Annotated in this window: 21 protein-coding genes; 16 read left to right on the top strand and 5 right to left on the bottom strand. The window is 35.4% G+C overall.

All coding sequences use genetic code 11. The features are described 5' to 3' along the window. Positions 1-24 precede the first annotated feature (24 nt). From QW060_RS06950 to QW060_RS06905, 10 genes are all read left to right on the top strand, one after another. On the top strand, positions 25-1,425 hold the full coding sequence (locus QW060_RS06950; RefSeq protein ID WP_290362919.1) for a gluzincin family metallopeptidase: 1,401 nt from the start codon (positions 25-27) through the stop codon (positions 1,423-1,425). Positions 1,426-1,599: 174 nt separating this feature from the next. Next, positions 1,600-1,968, top strand: coding sequence for a DMT family protein (locus tag QW060_RS06945; protein WP_290362918.1), 369 nt, complete (start codon positions 1,600-1,602; stop codon positions 1,966-1,968). Between the two features lie 83 nt (positions 1,969-2,051). Continuing rightward, positions 2,052-3,152 carry an MBL fold metallo-hydrolase gene (locus QW060_RS06940; RefSeq protein WP_290362917.1) on the top strand — a complete coding sequence of 367 codons (1,101 nt, stop codon included), beginning with the start codon at positions 2,052-2,054 and terminating at the stop codon, positions 3,150-3,152. Continuing rightward, positions 3,109-3,753, top strand: coding sequence for a Crp/Fnr family transcriptional regulator (locus tag QW060_RS06935; protein WP_290362916.1), 645 nt, complete (start codon positions 3,109-3,111; stop codon positions 3,751-3,753). The genes QW060_RS06940 and QW060_RS06935 overlap by 44 nt, the downstream gene beginning before the upstream one ends. A 222-nt stretch (positions 3,754-3,975) precedes the next feature. Then, positions 3,976-4,512, top strand: a complete 537-nt coding sequence (locus QW060_RS06930) for a DUF2867 domain-containing protein (RefSeq protein ID WP_290362915.1) — start codon at positions 3,976-3,978, stop codon at positions 4,510-4,512. Between the two features lie 227 nt (positions 4,513-4,739). Further along, positions 4,740-5,222 carry a MarR family winged helix-turn-helix transcriptional regulator gene (locus QW060_RS06925; protein WP_290362914.1) on the top strand — a complete coding sequence of 161 codons (483 nt, stop codon included), beginning with the start codon at positions 4,740-4,742 and terminating at the stop codon, positions 5,220-5,222. Continuing rightward, positions 5,219-6,598, top strand: coding sequence for a TolC family protein (locus QW060_RS06920; protein WP_290362913.1), 1,380 nt, complete (start codon positions 5,219-5,221; stop codon positions 6,596-6,598). The genes QW060_RS06925 and QW060_RS06920 overlap by 4 nt, the downstream gene beginning before the upstream one ends. 7 nt (positions 6,599-6,605) lie before the next feature. Next, the gene (locus tag QW060_RS06915; RefSeq protein ID WP_290362912.1) at positions 6,606-7,562 is read left to right on the top strand and encodes an HlyD family secretion protein; all 957 of its coding nucleotides are present in this window, start codon (positions 6,606-6,608) and stop codon (positions 7,560-7,562) included. A 3-nt stretch (positions 7,563-7,565) separates the two neighbouring features. Then, positions 7,566-8,777, top strand: coding sequence for an ABC transporter permease (locus QW060_RS06910; protein ID WP_290362911.1), 1,212 nt, complete (start codon positions 7,566-7,568; stop codon positions 8,775-8,777). Positions 8,778-8,844: 67 nt separating this feature from the next. Continuing rightward, a complete protein-coding gene (locus tag QW060_RS06905) occupies positions 8,845-10,242 on the top strand; it encodes an AAA family ATPase (protein WP_290362910.1) in 1,398 nt (465 codons plus the stop codon). 66 nt (positions 10,243-10,308) lie between these two features. Here the strand turns inward: QW060_RS06905 and QW060_RS06900 are convergent, their stop codons facing one another. After that, complete coding sequence (locus QW060_RS06900; RefSeq protein WP_290362909.1) at positions 10,309-10,764, bottom strand: hypothetical protein; 456 nt, start codon at positions 10,762-10,764, stop codon at positions 10,309-10,311. A 228-nt stretch (positions 10,765-10,992) separates the two neighbouring features. Between QW060_RS06900 and QW060_RS06895 the strand changes: the two genes are divergently transcribed. Both QW060_RS06895 and QW060_RS06890 read left to right on the top strand, forming a co-directional pair. Further along, on the top strand, positions 10,993-12,996 hold the full coding sequence (locus QW060_RS06895; protein ID WP_290362908.1) for a tetratricopeptide repeat-containing sensor histidine kinase: 2,004 nt from the start codon (positions 10,993-10,995) through the stop codon (positions 12,994-12,996). Next, complete coding sequence (locus tag QW060_RS06890; RefSeq protein WP_290362907.1) at positions 12,989-13,621, top strand: response regulator; 633 nt, start codon at positions 12,989-12,991, stop codon at positions 13,619-13,621. Before QW060_RS06895 ends, QW060_RS06890 begins: the two co-directional genes overlap by 8 nt. A gap of 93 nt (positions 13,622-13,714) precedes the next feature. On the opposite strand, the gene QW060_RS06885 is transcribed toward QW060_RS06890, so the two are convergent. From QW060_RS06885 to QW060_RS06870, 4 genes are all read right to left on the bottom strand, one after another. Next, a complete protein-coding gene (locus tag QW060_RS06885; RefSeq protein WP_290362906.1) occupies positions 13,715-14,149 on the bottom strand; it encodes a VOC family protein in 435 nt (144 codons plus the stop codon). A 49-nt stretch (positions 14,150-14,198) separates the two neighbouring features. Further along, positions 14,199-14,693 carry a DUF4199 domain-containing protein gene (locus QW060_RS06880; RefSeq protein WP_290362905.1) on the bottom strand — a complete coding sequence of 165 codons (495 nt, stop codon included), beginning with the start codon at positions 14,691-14,693 and terminating at the stop codon, positions 14,199-14,201. Between the two features lie 121 nt (positions 14,694-14,814). After that, entirely contained in the window at positions 14,815-15,339 is a 525-nt protein-coding gene (locus tag QW060_RS06875; RefSeq protein WP_290362904.1) for a GNAT family N-acetyltransferase, read from the bottom strand. 140 nt (positions 15,340-15,479) lie between these two features. Then, positions 15,480-15,968, bottom strand: coding sequence for a hypothetical protein (locus QW060_RS06870; RefSeq protein WP_290362903.1), 489 nt, complete (start codon positions 15,966-15,968; stop codon positions 15,480-15,482). Positions 15,969-16,572: 604 nt separating this feature from the next. Between QW060_RS06870 and QW060_RS06865 the strand changes: the two genes are divergently transcribed. The 4 genes from QW060_RS06865 (at position 16,573) to kdpB (ending at position 22,132) form a co-directional block, all read left to right on the top strand. Further along, positions 16,573-17,919, top strand: a complete 1,347-nt coding sequence (locus QW060_RS06865; protein WP_290364711.1) for a sigma-54-dependent transcriptional regulator — start codon at positions 16,573-16,575, stop codon at positions 17,917-17,919. Positions 17,920-18,166: 247 nt separating this feature from the next. Further along, the gene (locus QW060_RS28445; protein WP_397386089.1) at positions 18,167-18,244 is read left to right on the top strand and encodes a potassium-transporting ATPase subunit F; all 78 of its coding nucleotides are present in this window, start codon (positions 18,167-18,169) and stop codon (positions 18,242-18,244) included. 165 nt (positions 18,245-18,409) lie between these two features. Further along, positions 18,410-20,098, top strand: a complete 1,689-nt coding sequence (gene kdpA, locus QW060_RS06860; RefSeq protein ID WP_290362902.1) for a potassium-transporting ATPase subunit KdpA — start codon at positions 18,410-18,412, stop codon at positions 20,096-20,098. Between the two features lie 21 nt (positions 20,099-20,119). Further along, complete coding sequence (kdpB, locus tag QW060_RS06855; RefSeq protein ID WP_290362901.1) at positions 20,120-22,132, top strand: potassium-transporting ATPase subunit KdpB; 2,013 nt, start codon at positions 20,120-20,122, stop codon at positions 22,130-22,132. The last annotated feature ends 85 nt before the right edge of the window (positions 22,133-22,217 follow it).

The following is a 22,217-nucleotide window of genomic DNA, read 5'->3' as shown; positions in this document are numbered from 1 at the left end:
AAATGTAACTATAACTATTATTATATGAAGCGAATTTTACTTGTACTCTTCTTCTCAGCATGTTATATGACACTCTTTGCTCAGGAAAAAGCTCCGCTGCTTACCGGAAAGGTTAACATTTCAATTGCGCAGGGTACTTTTGAATGTGATCTCACATTAACTGATATTCCAAACGTTAAAGACTATTATATCCGGTTAAATTCCGGGATGAATCCGCTACATTTCAGAAGCAAGGAGCCTCAGGACTTTTTAATATATTATGACAAGACACTTTCCGATAGTACTTCTACAGGAGAATCCAATGCCTACATTTTTCCGGATAATACGAGAAAAAATAAATTTCTTCCGAAAACAATTCAATTCAAATATGTAGGCAAATTTCCGGTTGTAAAAGATACTCTCGAAAACTACAGCCGAAAAGACTGGAAAGGAAATATTGCTTTTAATCATAATTCCGTCAGAACAGATGGTGTTCAGTCTGCATGGTACCCGGTATTATATGATGCTGAAATGGATAAAACGTATGAAGAAGTACGATACAACATTGAAATCAATTGTATAGATTGTACTACACTGTATGTAAACGGAAATGCACCTGTAAAAAGCAGTAGTGCGAAATTTAAAAGCGATACTCCAAAAGAACTCACTTTATTTTGTGGTAATTATGACTTTTCAAATATGGGTAATACGTTCATACTCAACACAACCATAACTCAGGAACAAATAAAGGAATTCAGTCTTCTTATCAACTCCTACAAAAAGTTTTATACGGAAAAATTAAACATTCCTTTTGATCAGCCGGTAACATTCGTAGAAACTACGCCTACTTCCAGAGCAGACGGATGGCTGTTTGTTTCCTACCCGACAATTCTTGATATTGGTTGGGGTGACAATGGATTTAAAAGTTTATTTGATCCGAAAATGCAGAATTGGTACAGACCTTTTATTGCTCATGAATTAGGGCACTATTATTTCGGAACCTATAAAGTATTCAACTCCGAATTAGGTGATATGATGGCAGAAGGATTTGCAGAATATTTGTCTCTACAGCTTACAAAAGAAGTCATTGGAAAAGAAGTATATGATAAAAAACTACAGGATAAAATAAAAGAACTTGAAGATTTTACTCCAATACCTTTTCGCAAAATAAAATCCCAGAAACAATATGATGACCGTGAGCTGTATGTATATTATTATGCACCTGTTATCTTTACAGCCATAGAAAAAGAAATCGGACAGCAGAAAATGTGGCAATGGATTAGTGTTCTGCTAAAAGACAAATCTACCCTTACTAATTATGAGTTTCTGACAAATACGCTAAGAAAAACTCTTAAAAATGAAAAAACAACGGAACGCATCATACAGTTGTATTTTGACCATGATGCATCATTGCAAAATGCGTTGAATATGCTCAAAACGAAATAAAAAAAAGGTGTTGGTTCTGCAACACCTTTTTCAATTCATACATGAAAATCAATTTGAAAACACTTTTTGAAAAAAATCAGACCAAACGAAACATTCATCCTCAGAAAGAAAGAATTTGTCTGGAAGTAGTAACCAATTAGTATTTATATTATTTTTATCTTTTTATTTTGATATATGAAAGGATTTATCACCATTTTGCTTCTCGTCATTTCCAATACATTTATGACGCTGGCCTGGTATGGTCATCTTAAATTTTCTGAATGGAAATGGTTTCATAAACTGGGACTTGTAGCAATAGTACTCATCAGCTGGGGTATTGCACTGTTTGAATACGCGTTTCAGGTACCAGCCAACAGAATGGGTTTTAAAGGAAATGGCGGTCCGTTTTCACTTCTCCAGCTCAAAGTGATTCAGGAAGTAATTACGCTCGTTGTTTTTGCCGTTTTTACCTTAGTATTCTTTAAGACGGAAACCTTCAGATACAACCACCTTATTGCTTTTGCCTTATTGATTTTAGCGGTTTACTTTATGTTTAAAAAATAATCTGAACCGGTAAAGGAAATGATAAATCACCTTTTTAAACCTATTTTTGAATGCATCTTTTTTTTAAAATAATAAAGTATTTTATGATCATCATACTAAGCATCACTGCTCTTTTGTGTCTTGTTGTTATCTTCTATATGCGGCAGCCCAAATTTGGTACAGCACCCAACGGTAAACGACTGGAACAACTTCTTCAATCACCAAATTATAAAGACGGAAAATTTCAAAACCAACATTTCACTCCCGATCTTACAGAAGGATATTCCATGCCTGGCATCATGTATGATCAGCTTTTTAAAAAGTTTCCGAATAGAAGACCCGTTGACCGTTTGCCGTCAGTAAAAACGGATCTTAAAAAGCTGAATAAAAATGAAAACGTTATGGTTTGGTTTGGTCATTCTTCTTATTTCATACAACTCAACGGCGTACGGTTTTTAGTTGATCCGGTTTTTAGCGGTAATGCCTCCCCTATTCCCGGAACCAATACTTCTTTTGCGGGATCAGATATATATACAGCTGATGATATGCCTGATATTGATTATTTGCTCATTACACATGATCATTATGATCATCTGGATTATGAGACCATAGTGGCAATGAAAGATAAAATAAAAAATGTTGTCTGCGGGCTTGGCGTTGGATCTCATTTTGAATTGTGGGGATTTGATATTACAAAAATCATTGAAAAAGATTGGAATGAATCGGTACAGATAACCTCCGATATGGAACTATATACAGCGCCTGCACGCCATTTTTCCGGGAGAACTTTTAAAAGAAATAATACATTATGGCTCTCTTTTCTTTTAAAAGCAAAGGATTTTAAGCTGTACATGGGAGGTGACAGCGGCTATGACACCCATTTTGCAGAAATCAATGCAAAACACGGATCTGTTGATCTTGCCATTTTGGACAACGGACAATACAATATTGCATGGCAGGCTATTCACATGCTGCCTTCAGAAGTATTGGAAGCTGCAAATGATCTAAAAACCAAACGTTTGTTTCCGGTGCATTCTTCAAAATTTATGTTGGCACAGCATCCGTGGGATGAACCCTTAAAAAAAATTACGGCACTCAACAAAGATAAATACAACTTTCCGTTGGTAACACCTATGATCGGACAAACCGTTTACTTAGACGATGCCTCACAGGTATTCGGGCAATGGTGGAAAGATATCAAATAGCTGTTTACTACCGATACAGCTTCAAATGAAAGATATTGAAAAAAAATATGCTGCTCTGTTTGGTATTGATAGAGAACGTTGGAAAATCTTTAAAGACTATCTCATCTCACAATCAGTCGAAAAAAATGAATATCTGCTCAGAGAAGGTCAATATGTAAACAGTTTAGGTTTTTTAATAACAGGAGCTTTACGTACTTTCTACACGGATGAAAAAGGAAATGAAATAAGCTTTCTGTTACAGACAGATGACTCTTTTTTTGGTGATTTCGGAAGTTATCTTTTAGAAAGTCCATCCCGATTAAACATTCAGGCTATTGAATATTGTGAGATCTGGTTTATTGAGAAAGAAGCACTCGAAGGTTTATATCTTACCGATATCTACTGGATGCAGTTTGGAAAACAAATGGCAGAAAAAATATTTTTAGATGCAAGACAGCGTATTGAAGAACTCTTATATCTGAATCCGGAACAACGCTATCTTCATCTATTGGCTAAAACGCCGGAACTTCATAAAAAGATACCACAAAAATACCTCTCCAGTTATCTCGGAATAACGCCACAGTCGCTAAGCAAAATAAGAAAGCGCATCAGCAAATACTAATCTCTCTATTACTTTCTTTATATAAGTGTGTTTTTATCCCAAATAAAAAGCATGCAAAATTGAGTATGCGTTAACTTAAGTTAAGCATTACAGACATTCAAAAACTTAATTTTGACCTTGTCTTTATACAGCAATTATATGTCTCCAGATAAACCGATAAAATAAGATAAAAGACAACTATGAAGATATTATTTTTCTTATGCTATAAAAACTACGTTCAAAATGAAAATCATTAAAAGCACCTTTCCTGCAGATACTATACTTCTATCTCAAAAAACAGTGTATGACTATAGCGATAGTTATGAGATTGCTTTTTTAAGTCCCCGTAAAGAAATTAAGAGCACTTCACTCGCAACCGCATTTTTTTCCGGCGATCCGAATTGGATTCAGTATTTATTTTTGTTAAGAAACAAAATAGTAGCTTTATTCGGATTAAAAACTGGGGATTCGCTTGCGAACAGAGAAAAACAATTAAAGAATTTTAAATACCATCCGGGAGAACGCCTTGGTATCTTTAAAATACTATATAAAAACGATCAGGAGATAATCATTGGAGAAGAAGACAAACATCTTGATTTTAAAGTTTCATTACACATTACCCCTTCATTAAACCAACAACAAAAATTTACACTGCAGATTACCACCATAGTAAAATATCATAATACTATGGGACGTATTTATTTTACTTGTATTGCTCCCTTTCATAAAGCTATTGTAAAAAGCATCCTGAAAAGCATGGTTCGTCAATTAGAACATTAAATTGTATAACTGAATAATACATAAAGTAAATCCTCTTTCCACTTATTGTTCTCTTATTTTTAATTAATAAACTATTAGGATTGTACTTTAATAATCTGTATTTTTAATACAGATTATTTTTATTAAATTATCATAAAATAAGTGATATTGTATTACATAACAGTTATATATAGATTTTTAAAAGAAATAGTTGTTGAACAAACTATTTAATTTTTATATCTTTGTAGTTGTTTAAACAACTAACAACATTCTTTATGCAGAAAGAAACCATTATATCGAATGAAGATAAATACAACCTGCTTACCGGGAGAACCCCTATTCTTGTAGCACGACATTTATCACACAATCTGAAAAAAGCGGGTATCAACATGACAAAAGAGCAATGGTCTGTTCTTGCAATATTATGGAAAACAGATGGATGCTCCCAACAAATGCTTGCCAAACAAACTTATAGAGATAAGCCAAGTATTACCCGTTTAATCAATCATTTGGAAAAAGAAGAATATGTCATTCGAAAACCTGCAAAAAATGATAAGCGTCTGAATCTTATTTATTTGACAAATAAGGCAAAAAGCATAGAAAAAGAAGTCATTACAGTCATGAATGAAACCATAGAAACTGCGACGAAAGGAATTTCTGATACAGAAATAGAATTGATAAAAAAAGCCTTTTATACCATTTATCAAAACCTGCAAAAACAAACACTATGAAAAAAATCTTTACACTGGGAATTCCCCTTCTCTTTTCTGTGTCAGTTGCAGCGCAGATTAAAGTAAGTACGGATCTTAAAAACGCCATCGACAGAGCTCTGGAAAAAGATGCCACCATAAAAAATCAAAACATTGAACTTGTAAAACTGCATAATGAACGAAAGAGTGTTTTAAACAAATACATACCTAAAGTAGAAGCTACTGCCCTATACAGCTATTTTGATAATGACATTACAGTAGATATACCGACACTTACAGTACCGATTATCGGAAACCAGCTTTTTGACGGATCACAAAAAATGAGCAGCTACGGCAATGTATTTCATGGCGGTATTACTGCAAAAACCGTTCTCTTCAGTGGAGGTCAGATCCTAAATGGTGCCAGAGCACTCGAAGCGAAAACAGAAGGTACATCGTTGATGATGAACAGTGAAGAAGACAGAATCATTAAAGAAGTAATCAGTTCTTTTGACAATATTAAACTATTATATGCTGCCAAAAAATTAATTGAAGAAAGTGAACAGCGATTAAATAAAGAACAGGAACGTGTAGAGAAAGCAATTGCACTCGGTCTTGCCATTCCGTATGACAGAGATAAAATAAAACTTGCCGCTCTTGAACTAAAATCTAAAAAAATAGATGTTGAAAACAAACAAAAGCTTTTATTTCAGAAAATAGAACAGCTTACAGGTATTGCTGAAATGGATATCGCAGAAGTTGACTATAGCATAGATGCAATTCTTATTCTTGAAGATCTTTCAAGTGAAAACAGAAATGAATTAAGAGCTCTTGAATCATTTAAAAGAGCCTCTGAATTTGCGATTAAAAAAGAAAAAGGGAGCTTACTACCTACACTGGGTGCTTTTGGCAGCTATTCTTATACATCAGTATTCAATGCCGGTGCCAACATTCCCGTTTCTGCCTTTAATACGTCTCTGAATTTACGATTAGATGAATTTACACTTCATCCGAACTGGATGTTTGGACTTGCCTTGAAATGGGAATTATTCAGTGGCTTTGAGCGAAAACATAAAATAGAAGAAGCCCGACTCAATCTGGAACAGATTGAAAACAAATTAACAGATACAAAAGAGAAATTGCAACTGCTTTTACAAAAAAATAAAGCCGATTATGAAGCATTACTCTCACAGGTAGATATTGCCATTCAAAAAGAGAAAATTGCCATTAACAACGTCACTATGGCACAGAAACAATACAAAGAGGGTCTGATCAACATAACCGAACGCCTGACTGCCGAAACAGATATTTACCAACAGTCCTTAAATAAAATAGAAATTCTTATCAAACAGAGAGCTGCAGCCATTGAAACATACAGCAGCTCAGGTCCCCTATATCCATTACTAACCATTGAATAAACGCTCTATGAAAAAAATAATAATTCTTTACAGTATAGCAGCTATAACATTATCCTGTAATAAAAAACCTCACTTAGATTCAGTACTTCAGGGAAAAGTAGAACGTGATGAAATAAGCATAGTCGGTAAAGTTGCCGGGAGAATTGACAGGATTTTAGTCAGTGAAGGTGATTTCGTAAAAAAAGGTGACACTCTGGCTATTTTAGATATTCCTGAAGTAGAAGCCAAAAAATCTCAGGCACAGGGAGCTGTTCTGTCAGCAAAAGCACAATACGACATGAGCGTAAAAGGAGCTACAGCAAATCAGTTAAAACAATTAAATGCTAAAAAATCAGCACTTAAGGAACAATATGAATTTGCTCAAAAGTCCCTGAAACGTTTGGAAGCTATGGTCCAAGATTCTTTGATCCCACAACAACAGTATGATGAAGTTTTTGCAAAATATCAGGGAGCAAAAGCCCAGCTTATAGCAGTAGATGCAGAAATTGCAGATGTACAGCATGGTGTTCGCGTAGAACAGCAGAATATGGCATTAGGCCAGCAAGACCGTGCATTAGGCGCCTTGCAGGAAGTAGAAACTGCAGAAAAAGAGCGTTATATTGTAGCACCACAGGATATGACCATAGAAAATATCACCCTACGCACAGGTGAATTAGCATTACCAGGTTATACTTTATTTACCGGATCATTAAACGAATCAACTACTTTTCGTTTTACCATTGCAGAGAGTCAGCTGAGTCAATTTGAAAAAGGAAAAGAAGTAACCCTTCATGTCCCATACAATAATAGTTCCATCAAAGGAAAAGTCAAAAACATCAAAAAATTAGGCAGCTATGCCAATATTGCTACCGCCTATCCCGATTATGAGATGCAGGATGCTCTGTACGAAGTAACCATAAGCCCTGAAAACAATAATGCAGCAGCAGCATTACTTTCCCAGTCAACCGTTACTATAAACCAATAAGCTATGAAACAATTTTTAGCATTATTAAAAAGAGAATTCCGGCTTTTTTGGAGCAATAAAGTACTCCGGCTGCTCTTTATAGGAGCTCCGTTGATGTACGGTATCCTCATAGGTTATACTTATAGTAAGGGAAAGGTAACAGACTTACCCATCATTGTGGTAGATAAAGATCAAAGTTCTCTGAGCAGAAAAGCCATACAGATGATGGAAGACAACGAAATTTTGTCTGTAGCAGCACTTCGGTACGATGAAAGCAATCTCTCGCGCCTGGCAATAGAGAAAGACGCTGCGTGTATTGTAATCATTCCTGAAAATTTTGAAAAAAAGGTATTGACAAAAAAATACCCTGAAATAACAACTATTGTCAATACAGCAAATGTACTTACCGCCAATTATGCTTCCGGAGCACTACAGGTTTGTCTGGGTACGTTAAAAGTAGGAACTCAGTTAGAAACATTGCGCAAGCAAGGTACACCGGAACATCTGTTGATGAGCCAGTATGAACCTTTTCAAACTACTTTTATAAAGAAAAATAACAGAAGCACCAATTATATGTATTTTCTATGGCCAGGAGTGCTGGCTACTGTTTTACAACAGGTCATTTTGTTGGGACTGGCACTTTCATTCGCCTCCGAATTTGAAAATCAGACTTTTAGTGAACTCGTTAGATTAGTTCCCTCTACTTTCAAACTGCTTTGCGTAAAAATCATACCTTATCTGATCATGAGCTTTGGAGTGTGGCTTATGTACTGGTTTTTCACATGGTGGTTTCACATTCCGTTTTATAACAATCTCGGAGCATTGACACTTGTGGCAGGAATCTTTATCATTGCGGTCTCTTTCATTGGAATTTTGGTAAGCATACTCGTTCCAAACCAGTTAAAAGCAACAGAAATATTAATGGTTATTGCTACGCCAAGCTTTATTTTATCTGGCTTTACCTGGCCTTTGAGTCAAATGCCGGAATGGATACAAATGATTTCCAATATTATTCCGTTGACCCATTTTTTACCGGCTTTTCGCATACTGATAATCGAAAATGGATCTTTGGATCTTACCTATCCCTACATTGGAAAACTGTGCTTAATAGCATTTATATGTGGGATTGCAAGTTATATAGCACTTTTTATAAAAATGAAGAAAGAATTAAAAATACAAAAAGAGCAAGAGGAGATCATTCCTTTACACGAAGAAGAAGAAAAAGAGGAGCTGTAGTTTCTCTTTTTTTATCTTTTTTATAAGAATCAGATCTATAGTTTCTTTGTATATTGTCAATAAAAAAATGAAACTAAAAGATTTAGCTCAAAACATAAATATCTCTTTGGAAAGCCTTCAAAACTTCATTTTTGACTTTAACATTGACATCAGTCGGTGTGTAGATGAAAAGCTTGAGGTAACCGATAAATTTCAAAAATTTGCGAAGGATAACAAGGAATTTCTTCAATTATACAATGAAGATCACGGAAAAGAAAAAACCGTGAAAGATATTGCCCAAACTTTAAAAATAGACGAAAAAGAAATTCTCAATTTTTTTAAAGAAAACGGACTGCCGAATATTGATCCTAATAATTTTAAAACTACTGTTTCCAGTTTTTTAATTCACATCTATATTGGTGGCAATTATGATTTTATTACAAAGGCCTTTCCAAACGCTATTCATGTTACTGACAGAGCCTTAATTGGTTATGCGGATTTATTCTTTTATGTAACGGACTTATTGGATCCGTTTATTAATGAAGATCAGATAAAAGAATGGGGTATTTTACGACCTACAGGCATTATTTTGTATGGACCTCCGGGAAGTGGAAAAATTTTCTGGGCAAATAAAATAGCCAACATCATTGGTTATGAATTCGTTCATGTCTATAAAGACTATTTGTCTGTTTCTGCAGAAGCGAGTTCAAAAAATCAATTCAATAAATTTTTAATGGAAAAAATGAAGCAGCCAAAAACGCTTCTATTCATTGAAAATTTCGATGAACTCATGCATAAGTCGAAAGACAAAATGTACATTCCTGAAGCAATGGAACTCATCAATGCCATTTTAAGACATATACAAAAAAATGTACATCAGGAAATTGTCATTGTTGGTTCCGCAGAAATATTATCGCTCATTAATGATGATGTTGTTGCTCCGGGCAGATTTGACCTGCAGATACCTGTATTTCCGCCAACAGAGGATGAACGTGCAGAATTGATTCTGTTCCACATGATGCAGCATCTAACACATGAATCTCCATTGTGCAAAATATTAGAGAAGAATAACGCACATGACAAACCTTTCTGGGAACCTTTAGCATCTCAGATGAAGCTATTCTCTAATACGATGATCATTGATTTTACACAATCCCTGAAAAAGAGAATATATGCTATTTACAGAAAAGATGAAAATAAAGACATCCAATTAACCGAACAGTTGTTATTAGCGGCTTTCATGGAAGCTAAAGCAAAACTCAATTCCAGCTATTTAAAACGCTGTGCCGCCTTTATTATGGAAGCTAAGCAAAATGTGGGAACTGAATTCCCTCACCGTATTCTGGAATTAGAATCAGAATTTGATTTCTATAAAGTAAAACAGGAGCCTATCAGACAAATAGGTTTTAAAGCAGATGAAAAAGAAAACGGTTTACATGAAACCAGTGAAATCTCAGAGGATTTTAAAGAAAAGGAATCCAATTAAGTACTATTAAATAAAAAAGATCAGCTATTGGCTGATCTTTTTTATTATAATTGAAATGAGTACTGATTAGTACGTGTAATCGTGTGAATAATTGTTTCCGTCGCTTACTGTAACATTGTTCTCTTCTTTAACCACCTGTCCGTTAACTTCTGCTTTATAGCTAAAAGTATAACTTCTGGTTCCAAAAGCTAAAAACTCCATTCCAACTATAGCCATTCTCAATGGAGTAACCGATTCGATCACGTAGGTTTTGGTACTTCCTGTAAACGAATCTTTATTTAAACTAACAGATGTTTCATTGGTTTGTGTCACTCCGTTAACTTTCCATATAGTACTTTGCATAGGATCGTTTAAAGCACTTCCTACAGTTACAAAAGAAAGGTAATCGTCAGGAACTACTCCGTTGATTGTAATGGTTAGTTTAATGTTTTTTCCTTCACCACCCGGACCCGGTGTTGCTGCTCCGTCATCACTTCCACATGAGAAAGTAAGAACTCCTACTACTAATAGACTGGCTAGCACAGTCATTTTTCTTAAAAACGTTGATAATTTTCTTTTCTGATTCATATTTATTTAATTTAAAATTCTCTCCACTTTTGCAGTTTTAAACTTGTCCAAAGTTTATTATTTTTTCACTGCTATTCAATACCTTCATTACGGTAAAAATTTCTACCTGTTTTTAGGTATTTGTTTCTTACTTTAGTATCCTTATTTTTCCATAAAAAACCTTTTCGCTAAATTAAAAAAAATATGCGTTTTCTTTTTGCCTTTTGTTACCTTTTTTTTATTACATCTACTGTTGTAGCCCAACAACTGGTGCCTGTCAATGAAAAAAAATATGCCGATAGTTTATCTGTTATTCTACATTCAAATGCATCGGATAGTATCAAAGCAAATACGCATTTTTTACTCGCTGATCTGTATCGTTCAAAAGATACTTTACAAAGCAAAAAGCATCTTGGTTTAGGGACTAAACTGAGCCTTAAATATCCTTATCTGAAAGCAGCAGCTTCATTTTATGAAGGACAATATTATTATAATTGGAATAAAATCAAGGCGGCAGCAGCTTTTCAGAATGCCATCAAAAATCTAAAGCCGTTTCAGTTTAAAGAATCCTACCTTTTACAGGCAGCATCCTGGTATAATTACGGCATAATGATTAAAGATAAAGAAGGATATGCAGCGGTTATGGATATAGTAACGCAACATGCTATACCACTGGCTGAAAAATCAGGAGACAAAGAAAAAATATCACACTACAATTCTCAGTTTGGAACGATACTGATGTACAATGGCAAATTTGAAGAAGCTATACCTTATAATAAAAAGGCAATAGATCTTTTATCAAAAGAATATCCGACTTCTGCAACACTGGTTCTGGCATACATTGGCGCAGCTACCAATCTCGTGTATGCAGATAAAAAAGATCAGGCAAAAAAATATCTGGATGCTGCAGAAGAAATTTTAAAATCATTTCCTGAATCCGTCAATTATCCTTTTTTTTACCTCGCAAAATCACATTATTACATTTCAAACTCACAATTTGAAGAAGCACTTCTCGAAACCGAAAAAGGAATAATTCCTGCAAAAAAAAATCATCAAAAAGATGTTTTACAATTGCTTATTTTCAGAAAATATGAAATATACCTTCACCAACAGCACTATACATCAGCCAAAAAAGTATTAACTGATCTCGTTGCGGAAGGATCTATTCTAAAAGATGTAAACAATAAAAAAACCATTTATAATGAACTGGTAAAAATAAATGAACTGCTCCATGATAAACAGGAAGCTTTTATATGGTTAAAAAAATACAGCACCCTGAGTGATAGTATATCAAATGCACGACTGAAAGAAACAATCACCGAACTGGAAGTTCAATATAAAAATGCCGAAAGTCAAAAAGCCATTTCAGCACTTGAAAAAGAAACCGCACAAAATGCTCTGGAAGCAGATAAAAACAAACAGTTTTTATTAATTCTTGCTGTCATTTGCATGATATTACTTCTCATCGCTATTTTTAGTTATATGTATTACCGCAATTATAAAAATCTGATCCAACAAAAAGAAATAAATCATCAGCAGGAAATAGCAGAAAGAACTCAACAAGAACAGCTAAAAGTAACTCAGGCAATGCTTAGCGGAGAAGAAAAAGAACGGGGGCGTATTGCACAGGAACTACACGACGGATTGGGAGGAATGCTTGCGGGGGTAAAAATTAATCTGTCGGGTTGGGCTTCACTACACCTCAGACCTGATGAGCGTACAGAGTTTAACAAAATCATCACCCAATTAGACAATTCCATCAATGAATTAAGAGGAGTAGCACGAAATCTTATGCCGGAATCATTACTGCGGTTCGGACTGGAAACGGCTTTAAAGGATCTCTGTAATTTTTACACACATCACGAACTGGAAATTGATTTACAATGCTATAATTTGCAAAAAGATATTTCATTAGCTACCCAGCTCCATATATACAGAATTATTCAGGAACTGTTATCCAATGCTGTAAAACATGCAAAAGCTACTGCTATTCTCCTGCAATGTACACAGGAAGATTCCGTTTTTCTAATTACCATTGAGGATAATGGTATTGGATTTATTACAGAGGAAGCCATACAAAAAAACGGTATGGGGCTTCATAATGTAGAAAACAGAATTCAATATCTGCATGGAAAAATGGAAATAACTACTGAAGTTAATGAAGGCACAACCATCAATATAGAACTAAAAATAAATGAACATGACTGATATCAATATTGTGATTCTTGATGATCATCCCATTGTTGTAGCAGGGCTGAAACAGCTCCTTATGAATGAAAAAGGACTGAATATTATGGGAAGTTTTCACAAAGGCAGTGAAATTCTTTCTTTTATTAAAGAAAATCCGGTAGATTTAATTTTATTGGATATAACACTTCCGGATAGCAATGGTATTGAATTATGCAGAGAAATAAAAAAAGAGCGGCCTGGGATTGTTATTTTAATGTTGAGCAACCGTTCAGAAAGAAGTATCATTATGCAATCGATACAATATGGTGCCAGCGGATACCTGCTAAAAAATGCTTCAACTGAAGAACTACTGTATGCTATAAAAGAGTCGCTGGCAGGAAATATCTCTTTTTGTAATGAGGTTAAAGCCATTATCAGTAAACCGGTCACCTATGATTTTAATGAGTTTCCAAAACTCACTAAAAGAGAAAAAGAAATTTTAAAAATGATTACGGAAGGTAAAACAAGTCTTATGATTGCAAACGAATTATCACTGAGCGTACTGACAGTTGATACCCACAGAAAAAATATCATGAATAAATTTAAGGCAAAAAACGTAGCTGAATTGACAAAAATTGTCGTGCAAATGGATTTACTTTTATAGTACCAACTTATTAAAATTACAGAAATAAATAAAAAATCAGGTTCATACTATTGTCTTGGAAAATAGTACAAACCTGACAGAAAATTTTTTTAATTATTTCACTTCATCAAAGTTTATCATCCAATGAATTCCGAATTTATCTGTAAACATTCCGAAATAGGCTCCCCAAAATGTTTCGCTCATTGGCATATTTATTTTACCACCCGAAGATAATCCGTTAAATAAAGTATCCGCTTCTTCCCTACTCTGCGCATCAATAGATAAGGAAATATTATTCCCTGCAATATGGTTGTGACCAAAAGCTTCAGAACTGTCACTTCCCATCAAAAGGGTTTCCTTGCTGATCGGTAGTGTAATATGCATTATCTTATTCTTTTCACTTTCCGGAAGTGGAGGCATTCCTTCCTGTGGAGGCATATCTCCGAATTTGCCTACATAAGGAAATTCCCCGCCGAAAACAGATTTATAAAAATTAAACGCTTCAAGACAATTGCCATTAAAATTGAGGTATGCATTTACTGTTGCCATTTTTATATAGTATATGGATTAATGATAAAGTTACAAGTTCGTTTTTAAATTATTTCTGAGCTGACTTTTTTGATTTAACAATAAAAGCAATTATAACTGAAGTTATAATCCCCATAGAAATAGCGCCAAGAATACTCTGTACGATATAATTATTCAAATTAAAATACGCTTCTGCCTGTTTTCTTGTAGCATAATATCCCGTTTCTAAAGAATAAGCAATAACATTATTAAAATAATCCGGAGTAATCACTGTAGAAACAAACCATTGTGACATAGGACTCAAAAGGGTAATTATCAAAGTAAGTAGGAGACCGGAAAAAAGCCCCTGCTTAAAACTCATTTGTCCTGCATATATGGTTTTCTTTTTATTGGTCAAAGCAAAATAATATACTGCTATTGCAGGTATTGCAAATATGAGAGAAACATATTGATGTTTATCTAAATGGGTACTGTGTAAGCCTGTCCACTTTTCAAGCAACATCCATAATAAACTCATGGCTAAAAAAACAAAAGCCCATTTCAATTCTATTTTAATTCGATTCATCCGATATAAATTGAGTATTCTATGAAATAAAAGTATAAAATAATTTACAGTTAGTAATAATGGAAAACCGCTCAAATTTGCTTATAGGCTAATTACCAATAAATATTAGAATAAAAGTCTATCATACATTTTCAAACTCCTTAGAGTAATATACAACACCTTCACTTTCTTTCAAAGCCCCATCAATAAGTTCAATTGCCATAAAAGCATTTTCAGGCACTTCAAAAGGAGGTCTGATACCGTAATAAGATGCTGAAGTAAATCCGAATTTAGTATAATAGGCAGGATGTCCTAATACGATAACAGAAGCAAAACCTAAATCTCTGGCTTTTTTTAATCCTTGCTTTATAAGCGCACTACCAATACCTTTTAACTGCATTTGAGGCAATACCGCCATTGGTGCCAGTGCAAGGCTTTCTTTATACTGACCATCTGTTGTGAGAATAGTTATTTTTGTAAACAGAATATGTCCCATTACTTCCCCTTTGTAAAGTGCTATCAATGAAAGCTCCGGTATAAAAACATCTTTATTTTTTCGTAAAGCTTCAACAAGTTTTGCTTCAGAATTCTGGCCAAATGCTATTTCATTTATCTCATATACTAAAGCATAATCTTCGGGTTTCTCCTGTCTTATTACAATTTCCATAATTTATTTTGGTAAAATACTATTCTGTTTTACGCTAATCGTGATACGACAAATATAGAACTTCTGTAAAAAAATAAACTTAAAAAAAACAGGCATACGCCTGTTTTAAATAGTAATCCGTAATAGTTATCAAATAAAGACTATCGCCAATAACGGTCATTATAATCTCCATAAAAATCTTCGGGATGTCTGGTTACAGGAATATCTTTTAAAATCGTTACCTGTGCTCTTCCTAAATTTACATTGAGCATAAAAGTAGGTACGCTTGTAGTTTGAACCCATCTTCCACGATTTCTATATACATATACTTCGCGATACGGATCGTAAAATGTACCATAATCTCTGAAATAAATATGTCTGTTTGCCTCATATCTATGCGCAGCAGCCCACGCTGGTCTTTTGTGATGTTTGTGTTTCACTTTTGCATATCCTCTGTGAGAGCGATGATCATTTTTCCAATGCTTATAGTCTCTGTGATCTCTATCATAATCTTTCCTTTTTCTGGAAGATTCTTTTCTGTGTTTATCATGTTTATCTCCCCCTCGGTCATGTCGTTGTGCATACATTTCTGAAGGAATTAAAAACAGGAAGCTTACAGCGGTCAGTGTTAAAAAAACAAATTTTTTCATAATAGCAAATTTTTATAATATAATAGATTAAACACATATTTAATGCACCCTAAAACATTTCGACAAATGGCGATAAGCCCCGTGAAATATAGTTTTGTGTGCAATTAATAACCGAAAACCAAAAACCGTACCTAAATTTTCCAATAAAAGATTAGTGCGATAATTTACGAGCAAAGAAGAGGTATAATTCTTTCATTTATTGATTCATTATTCTCCTGTATATCAATTGATTTAGCTGTTTTTGCTTAAGATTCAATTTTTAAAAAAATCCAAAGCTATTTTTAACAAAAAAAATAGTTTCATTAGTAAACATTTTCTCAAACAAAGCGCATGTAGCAAACCAGAAATAAAATACAAGTTGGCTGAATAGTAAAAACAAATACAAAGTACAACCTACCCACAAAAAATCTTTTTGAGTTTATTCCACAGTAACATTTGTCAAATTTCGATTTAGTATGATTCACTCTGTTGGCCCATATACAGGCTGAAGATTATGAAGAAGAAAAACGTTGAAAATGATAAAGATTATCTAAACACATCTTTAGCGGCAATATTTCATGAACAAGCGTTTTTATATTTAAATTTGCGCTATAAATTTAATACCGTGAGCAAAGTTTTAATAATAGATGACGAAGAAAAAATAAGAACCCTGCTGTCCAAAATCATTACCTTGGAAGGATTTGATGTGGTGCAGGCAGACGATATCAAAAACGGTTTTAAAAAACTGGAAATAGCTGATGTCGATGTTGTGATATGTGATGTAAAACTAACGGACGGAAGCGGTATTGAAGCCACCAAAAAGATTAAAGAAAAATATCCTTTAGTAGAAATCATATTACTCACTGCCTACGGCAATATCGCAGATGGTGTTCAGGCAATGAAAAACGGCGCTTTTGATTATATTACCAAAGGAGATGACAACAACAAAATCATTCCCCTGCTCTATAAAGCAACCGAAAAAGTTTCATTAGCCAAACGGGTAATACAGTTAGAAAAGCAGTTGGGCAATAAATATTCCTTTGATAACATCATTGGTAAATCCAAAACCCTTGGTGCTTCTATTGATACAGCAAAAAAAGTGGCAGGCAGTGAAACGACCGTTTTGCTCACTGGAGAAACGGGAACGGGAAAAGAAGTATTTGCACAAGCCATACACAATGCCAGCAACAGAAACAAACAAAATTTCGTTGCCATAAACTGCTCTGCCTTTAGTAAGGAATTGTTGGAAAACGAATTATTCGGACATAAAGCAGGTGCATTTACAGGAGCAGTCAAAGATAGTAAAGGAATTTTTGAAGAAGCAAATAACGGTACGGTTTTCTTAGATGAAATTGGCGAAATGCCTTTAGATTTACAGGCAAAGTTATTACGGGTCTTGGAAACAGGAGAATTTTTAAAGGTTGGCGACAGCAAATCAACCAAGGTAAATGTACGCATTGTCGCCGCTACCAACAGAAATTTACAGCAGGAAGTAGAGGCAGGAAACTTCCGTGAAGATTTATATTATCGTATTGCCGTTTTCCAGATTTCATTGCCTCCACTTCGGGAAAGAATTGTGGATATAGAAGAATTGGCAGCATTGTTTTTACAGACATTCGCCACTAAGACCAACAAAAAAATCAATATGATTTCTAAAGGCTATCTGGAAGCACTTAAACAGCATTCGTGGAAAGGTAACATCAGAGAACTAAAAAACGTCATCGAACGCAGCGTCATTCTTACCGATAGCAATGAATTAACAGAGGATAGCCTGCCTGCTGAATTACAACAGCTCAGTTCAGTAGGAGTTCGGGAAAAAATACTGTCCGGATTCGACCTCGCCAGTGCCGAAAAAATACATATTCAAAAGGTATTGAATTACACCAATGGCAATAAAACAGAAACAGCGAAACTCCTGAATATTGCCTTAACAACTTTATATCGAAAAATTGACGAATACCAAATAAAATAACCCTTTCAAAACGATAGTATCTCCCCTTTCAAAATGAAAGGGTTTTTTATTTTCCTTTTTTATCAAAAAAAATGTAAAATACTATCATACAACTATTTAATATTGATCCCAATGGTATTGGAATAGGGATTGTCTATCTTATGGCATAACAAAATAAATAATTGATTATGCTTACAGTCATTTTACTCCTCACAGGGCTTTTGTGCTTTGCCCTGTTTTTTTCACTCATTAAAATCTTTGAAAAGATATGATCGCATTATTCATCATCGCCATTGCTATATTTTTCTATATGTGCTATGTGCTGATTAAACCGGAAAAATTTTAAGAACGATATCATACAATAAGTTGGGAAACTGGCACAGAATAAAGACCGTATGAGAAACTTAAAAGAAAATATAAAGAAATATGAAAAGTAGGCAAAGTACTTCTTGTCTTTCTGGATTAATAATACTTATCGCCTGGTCTATTAAACTATTATTCAATTAAAAATATGAACACAGAAATTTCAGGAATTATAACCATGTTCGGGATAACATTTTTGCTGGCAATCCCGTTTGGTAAATACATCGCAAAAGTATATGCCGGCGAAAGAACCTTTCTTGACCCTGTATTGAGCTCTATAGAACGGTTATTCTATAAAACATCAGGCATCGATCCCGATGAGGAAATGAACTGGAAACAACATTTAGTAGCCTTGCTTACCATCAACCTTATCTGGTTTCTGATGAGTATGGGCATACTGATGAATATGGGAAGTTTACCTCTCAATCCCGATGGAAATCCAAGCCAGTCCGCAGATTTGGCATTTAATACAACCATTTCATTTTTGGTAAACTGTAACCTGCAACATTATTCAGGCGAAACAGGCATCAGCTATTTAGGGCAAATATGGCTTATGTTTCTCCAGTTTGTGACCGCAGGTGTGGGTATGGCAGCGGCAGTCATATTGTTCAAAGCATTCCGGGAGAAATCAACCACTCAATTGGGCAACTTTTATAATTACTTTTTAAAATCCTGCACCCGCATTTTACTACCTATATCGTTGGTATTTGCAGCCATTTTTGTATTTAATGGTATGCCCATGACCTTTGAAGGTAAAGATACCATAACCAACTTAGAGGGCAATACCGTAGAAATAAGTCGTGGCCCATTAGCTGCTTTTGTTCCCATTAAACACTTAGGTACAAACGGTGGTGGTTTTTTTGGATCTAATGGTGCTCATCCACTTGAAAATCCGAGTTACCTGACTAATATGGTCGAGATGATCGGACAGATGATTATTCCTATGGCGATGGTATTTGCTTTTGGTTATTTTATCCGCAGAAGAAAATTTTCATGGATGATGTTTGGCGTAATGACAGTAGGATTTCTGCTACTGGTCATCCCCAATGTTATTATGGAAATGAACGGCAATCCTGCGATTGAACAGATGGGAATTGATAATACACTCGGTGCGATGGAAGGAAAAGAAATTCGCTTTGGAGCAGCAGCATCCGGCTTTTGGAGTATTGTAACTACGGTTATTTCTACGGGTAGTATCAACTCTATGCACGATAGTTCGATGCCCTTATCCGGTATGAACGAACTATTGGCAATGATGGTTAACGCATTTTACGGCGGTGCGGGTGCAGGCATACTCAATTTTCTCATCTTCATTATTCTGGCAGTATTCATCAGCGGGTTGATGGTGGGCAGAACGCCCGAGTTCATGGGTAAGAAAATTGAAGCGAGAGAAATGAAAATAGCCCTGATAATTGCACTGGCACATCCATTCCTGATTTTAGTAGGAACTGCTATAGCTACCGCTTTGCCACAATATACACTGGTAACTTTGGCCAATCTGGGCTTTCACGGTTTCAGTGAAATGCTGTATGAATATACTTCATCGGCAGCTAACAATGGTAGTGGCTTTGAAGGCTTAGGGGATAATACTCCATTTTGGAACATATCCACAGGAATCGTATTAATGTTCGGCAGATTTCTACCCATTATCGGTCCTGTCGCAATAGCAGGCTTACTCGCAGAAAAGAAATTCATACCGGAAAGTTCTGGAACCCTTAAAACCGACACCGCAACATTTGGACTGATGGTATTTGCCGTCATAGTTATCATTGCCGCACTGGCGTTCTTTCCGGCTCTGGCATTGGGTCCTATTGCCGAATACTTTTCACTTTATTAATCCTTATCAACCACAACATAAATGAATAATAATAGCAATAAATTATTTGAGCCTTCATTGCTGAATGAAGCCTTAAAACAGTCATTCATCAAGTTACACCCGGCAAAAATGTTCCGTAATCCAGTCATGTTTATGGTGTGGATAGGTACGCTGATCATGGCAGGTGTATGTGTATGGATTATCACAGGCGAAGAAAATCAGGGCAGTCTGCTCTACAATGTTATTGTAACGCTTCTACTTTTTATGACTCTGTTGTTTGCCAATTTTGCTGAAGCCATTGCTGAAGCCAGAGGAAAGGCTCAGGCCGACAGTTTGCGTAAAACAAGAGAAGAAACACCAGCCCGGTTAGAAAACGGACAAACGGTTTCTTCCTCTCAACTTCAAAAGGGAAATGTTTTTGTTTGCGAAGCAGGCGATATAATTCCGTCCGATGGCGAAATTATTGAAGGCTTGGCCACCATTGATGAAAGTGCCATTACAGGAGAGAGTGCTCCTGTAATCAGAGAAGCAGGTGGAGATAAAAGCAGTGTTACAGGTGGTACAAAAGTACTGTCCGACAAAATTAAAGTTTGCGTAACCACCGAAGCGGGCGAAAGTTTCTTAGACAAAATGATTGCTTTGGTCGAAGGTGCAAGCCGTCAGAAAACACCTAACGAAATTGCCTTGACTATTCTGTTGGCAGGTTTTACACTCGTGTTTATTATTGTTGTCGTTACGCTGAAACCCTTTGCAGATTATGCACAAACCCCCATTACCGTAGCGGCATTTATCTCCCTTTTTGTCTGCTTAATTCCGACGACTATCGGCGGATTGCTATCCGCTATCGGTATTGCCGGAATGGACAGAGCTTTACGCGCAAACGTCATTACCAAAAGTGGTAAAGCAGTTGAAACAGCAGGAGATGTAGATGTATTACTGTTAGACAAAACAGGAACCATCACCATTGGCAATAGAAAAGCAACGAAATTCTATCCGGTAAAAGGAGTGGATGAAAAACATTTTTTGAAATCAGTCGTGTTGAGTTCTATGGCAGATGAAACTCCTGAGGGAAAATCCATCATAGAATTGGCAGGAATTAATCCATTGAGCTACCAAATTGAAAAACCACGATTCATCAAATTTACCGCAGAAACAAGAAGTTCGGGAATTGATTATGAAAACGTCAAAATTAGAAAAGGGGCATCAGATGCGATCAAAAATCTGGTTGAAAAAGCAGGAAACCATTTCCCACAGGAAACTGCTGAACAGGTCAAATCTATTTCAAGCAATGGCGGAACTCCACTCGTTGTTGCCGAAAATGAAAAAATATTAGGTGTAATTGAATTGCAGGACATCATAAAACCCGGCATACAGGAACGTTTCGAACGATTGCGTAAAATGGGAATTAAAACTGTAATGGTTACAGGTGATAATCCGCTGACGGCAAAATACATTGCCGAAAAAGCGGGTGTAGATGACTTTATTGCCGAAGCAAAACCCGAAGATAAAATGCACTATATCCGCAAAGAACAATCGGAAGGCAAATTAGTAGCCATGATGGGCGATGGTACGAATGATGCACCTGCCTTAGCACAGGCTGATGTGGGCGTAGCGATGAACAGCGGTACACAGGCAGCCAAAGAAGCGGGCAATATGGTGGATTTAGATAACGACCCGACCAAGCTGATTGAAATCGTAGAAATAGGTAAGCAATTATTAATGACGAGAGGAACATTAACCACATTCAGTATCGCCAATGACGTAGCAAAGTATTTCGCCATTGTTCCGGCACTGTTTATTGCTTCCATTCCTGCTTTACAAGGATTGAACATTATGAATTTACATTCGCCTGAAAGTGCTATCCTCTCAGCAGTTATTTTCAATGCAATCGTTATTCCGTTACTGATACCATTGGCGTTAAAAGGAGTAGCTTATAAACCTATAGGAGCCAGTGCATTACTACGCAGAAATTTATTCATCTACGGTTTGGGAGGCATTATTGTTCCGTTTGTAGGGATAAAGCTTATAGATATTTTAGTTTCAATATTTATTTAAAACATTCATAGAAATGAAATAAGTCAGATAATCAAAATTCAATTGATTGCAACTTGACGTATTCCATTGGACAAATAAAAATCAA

It is taken from the genome of Paenimyroides ceti (assembly GCF_030409925.1).
This window is presented reverse-complemented; position numbering and strand designations above follow the sequence as displayed.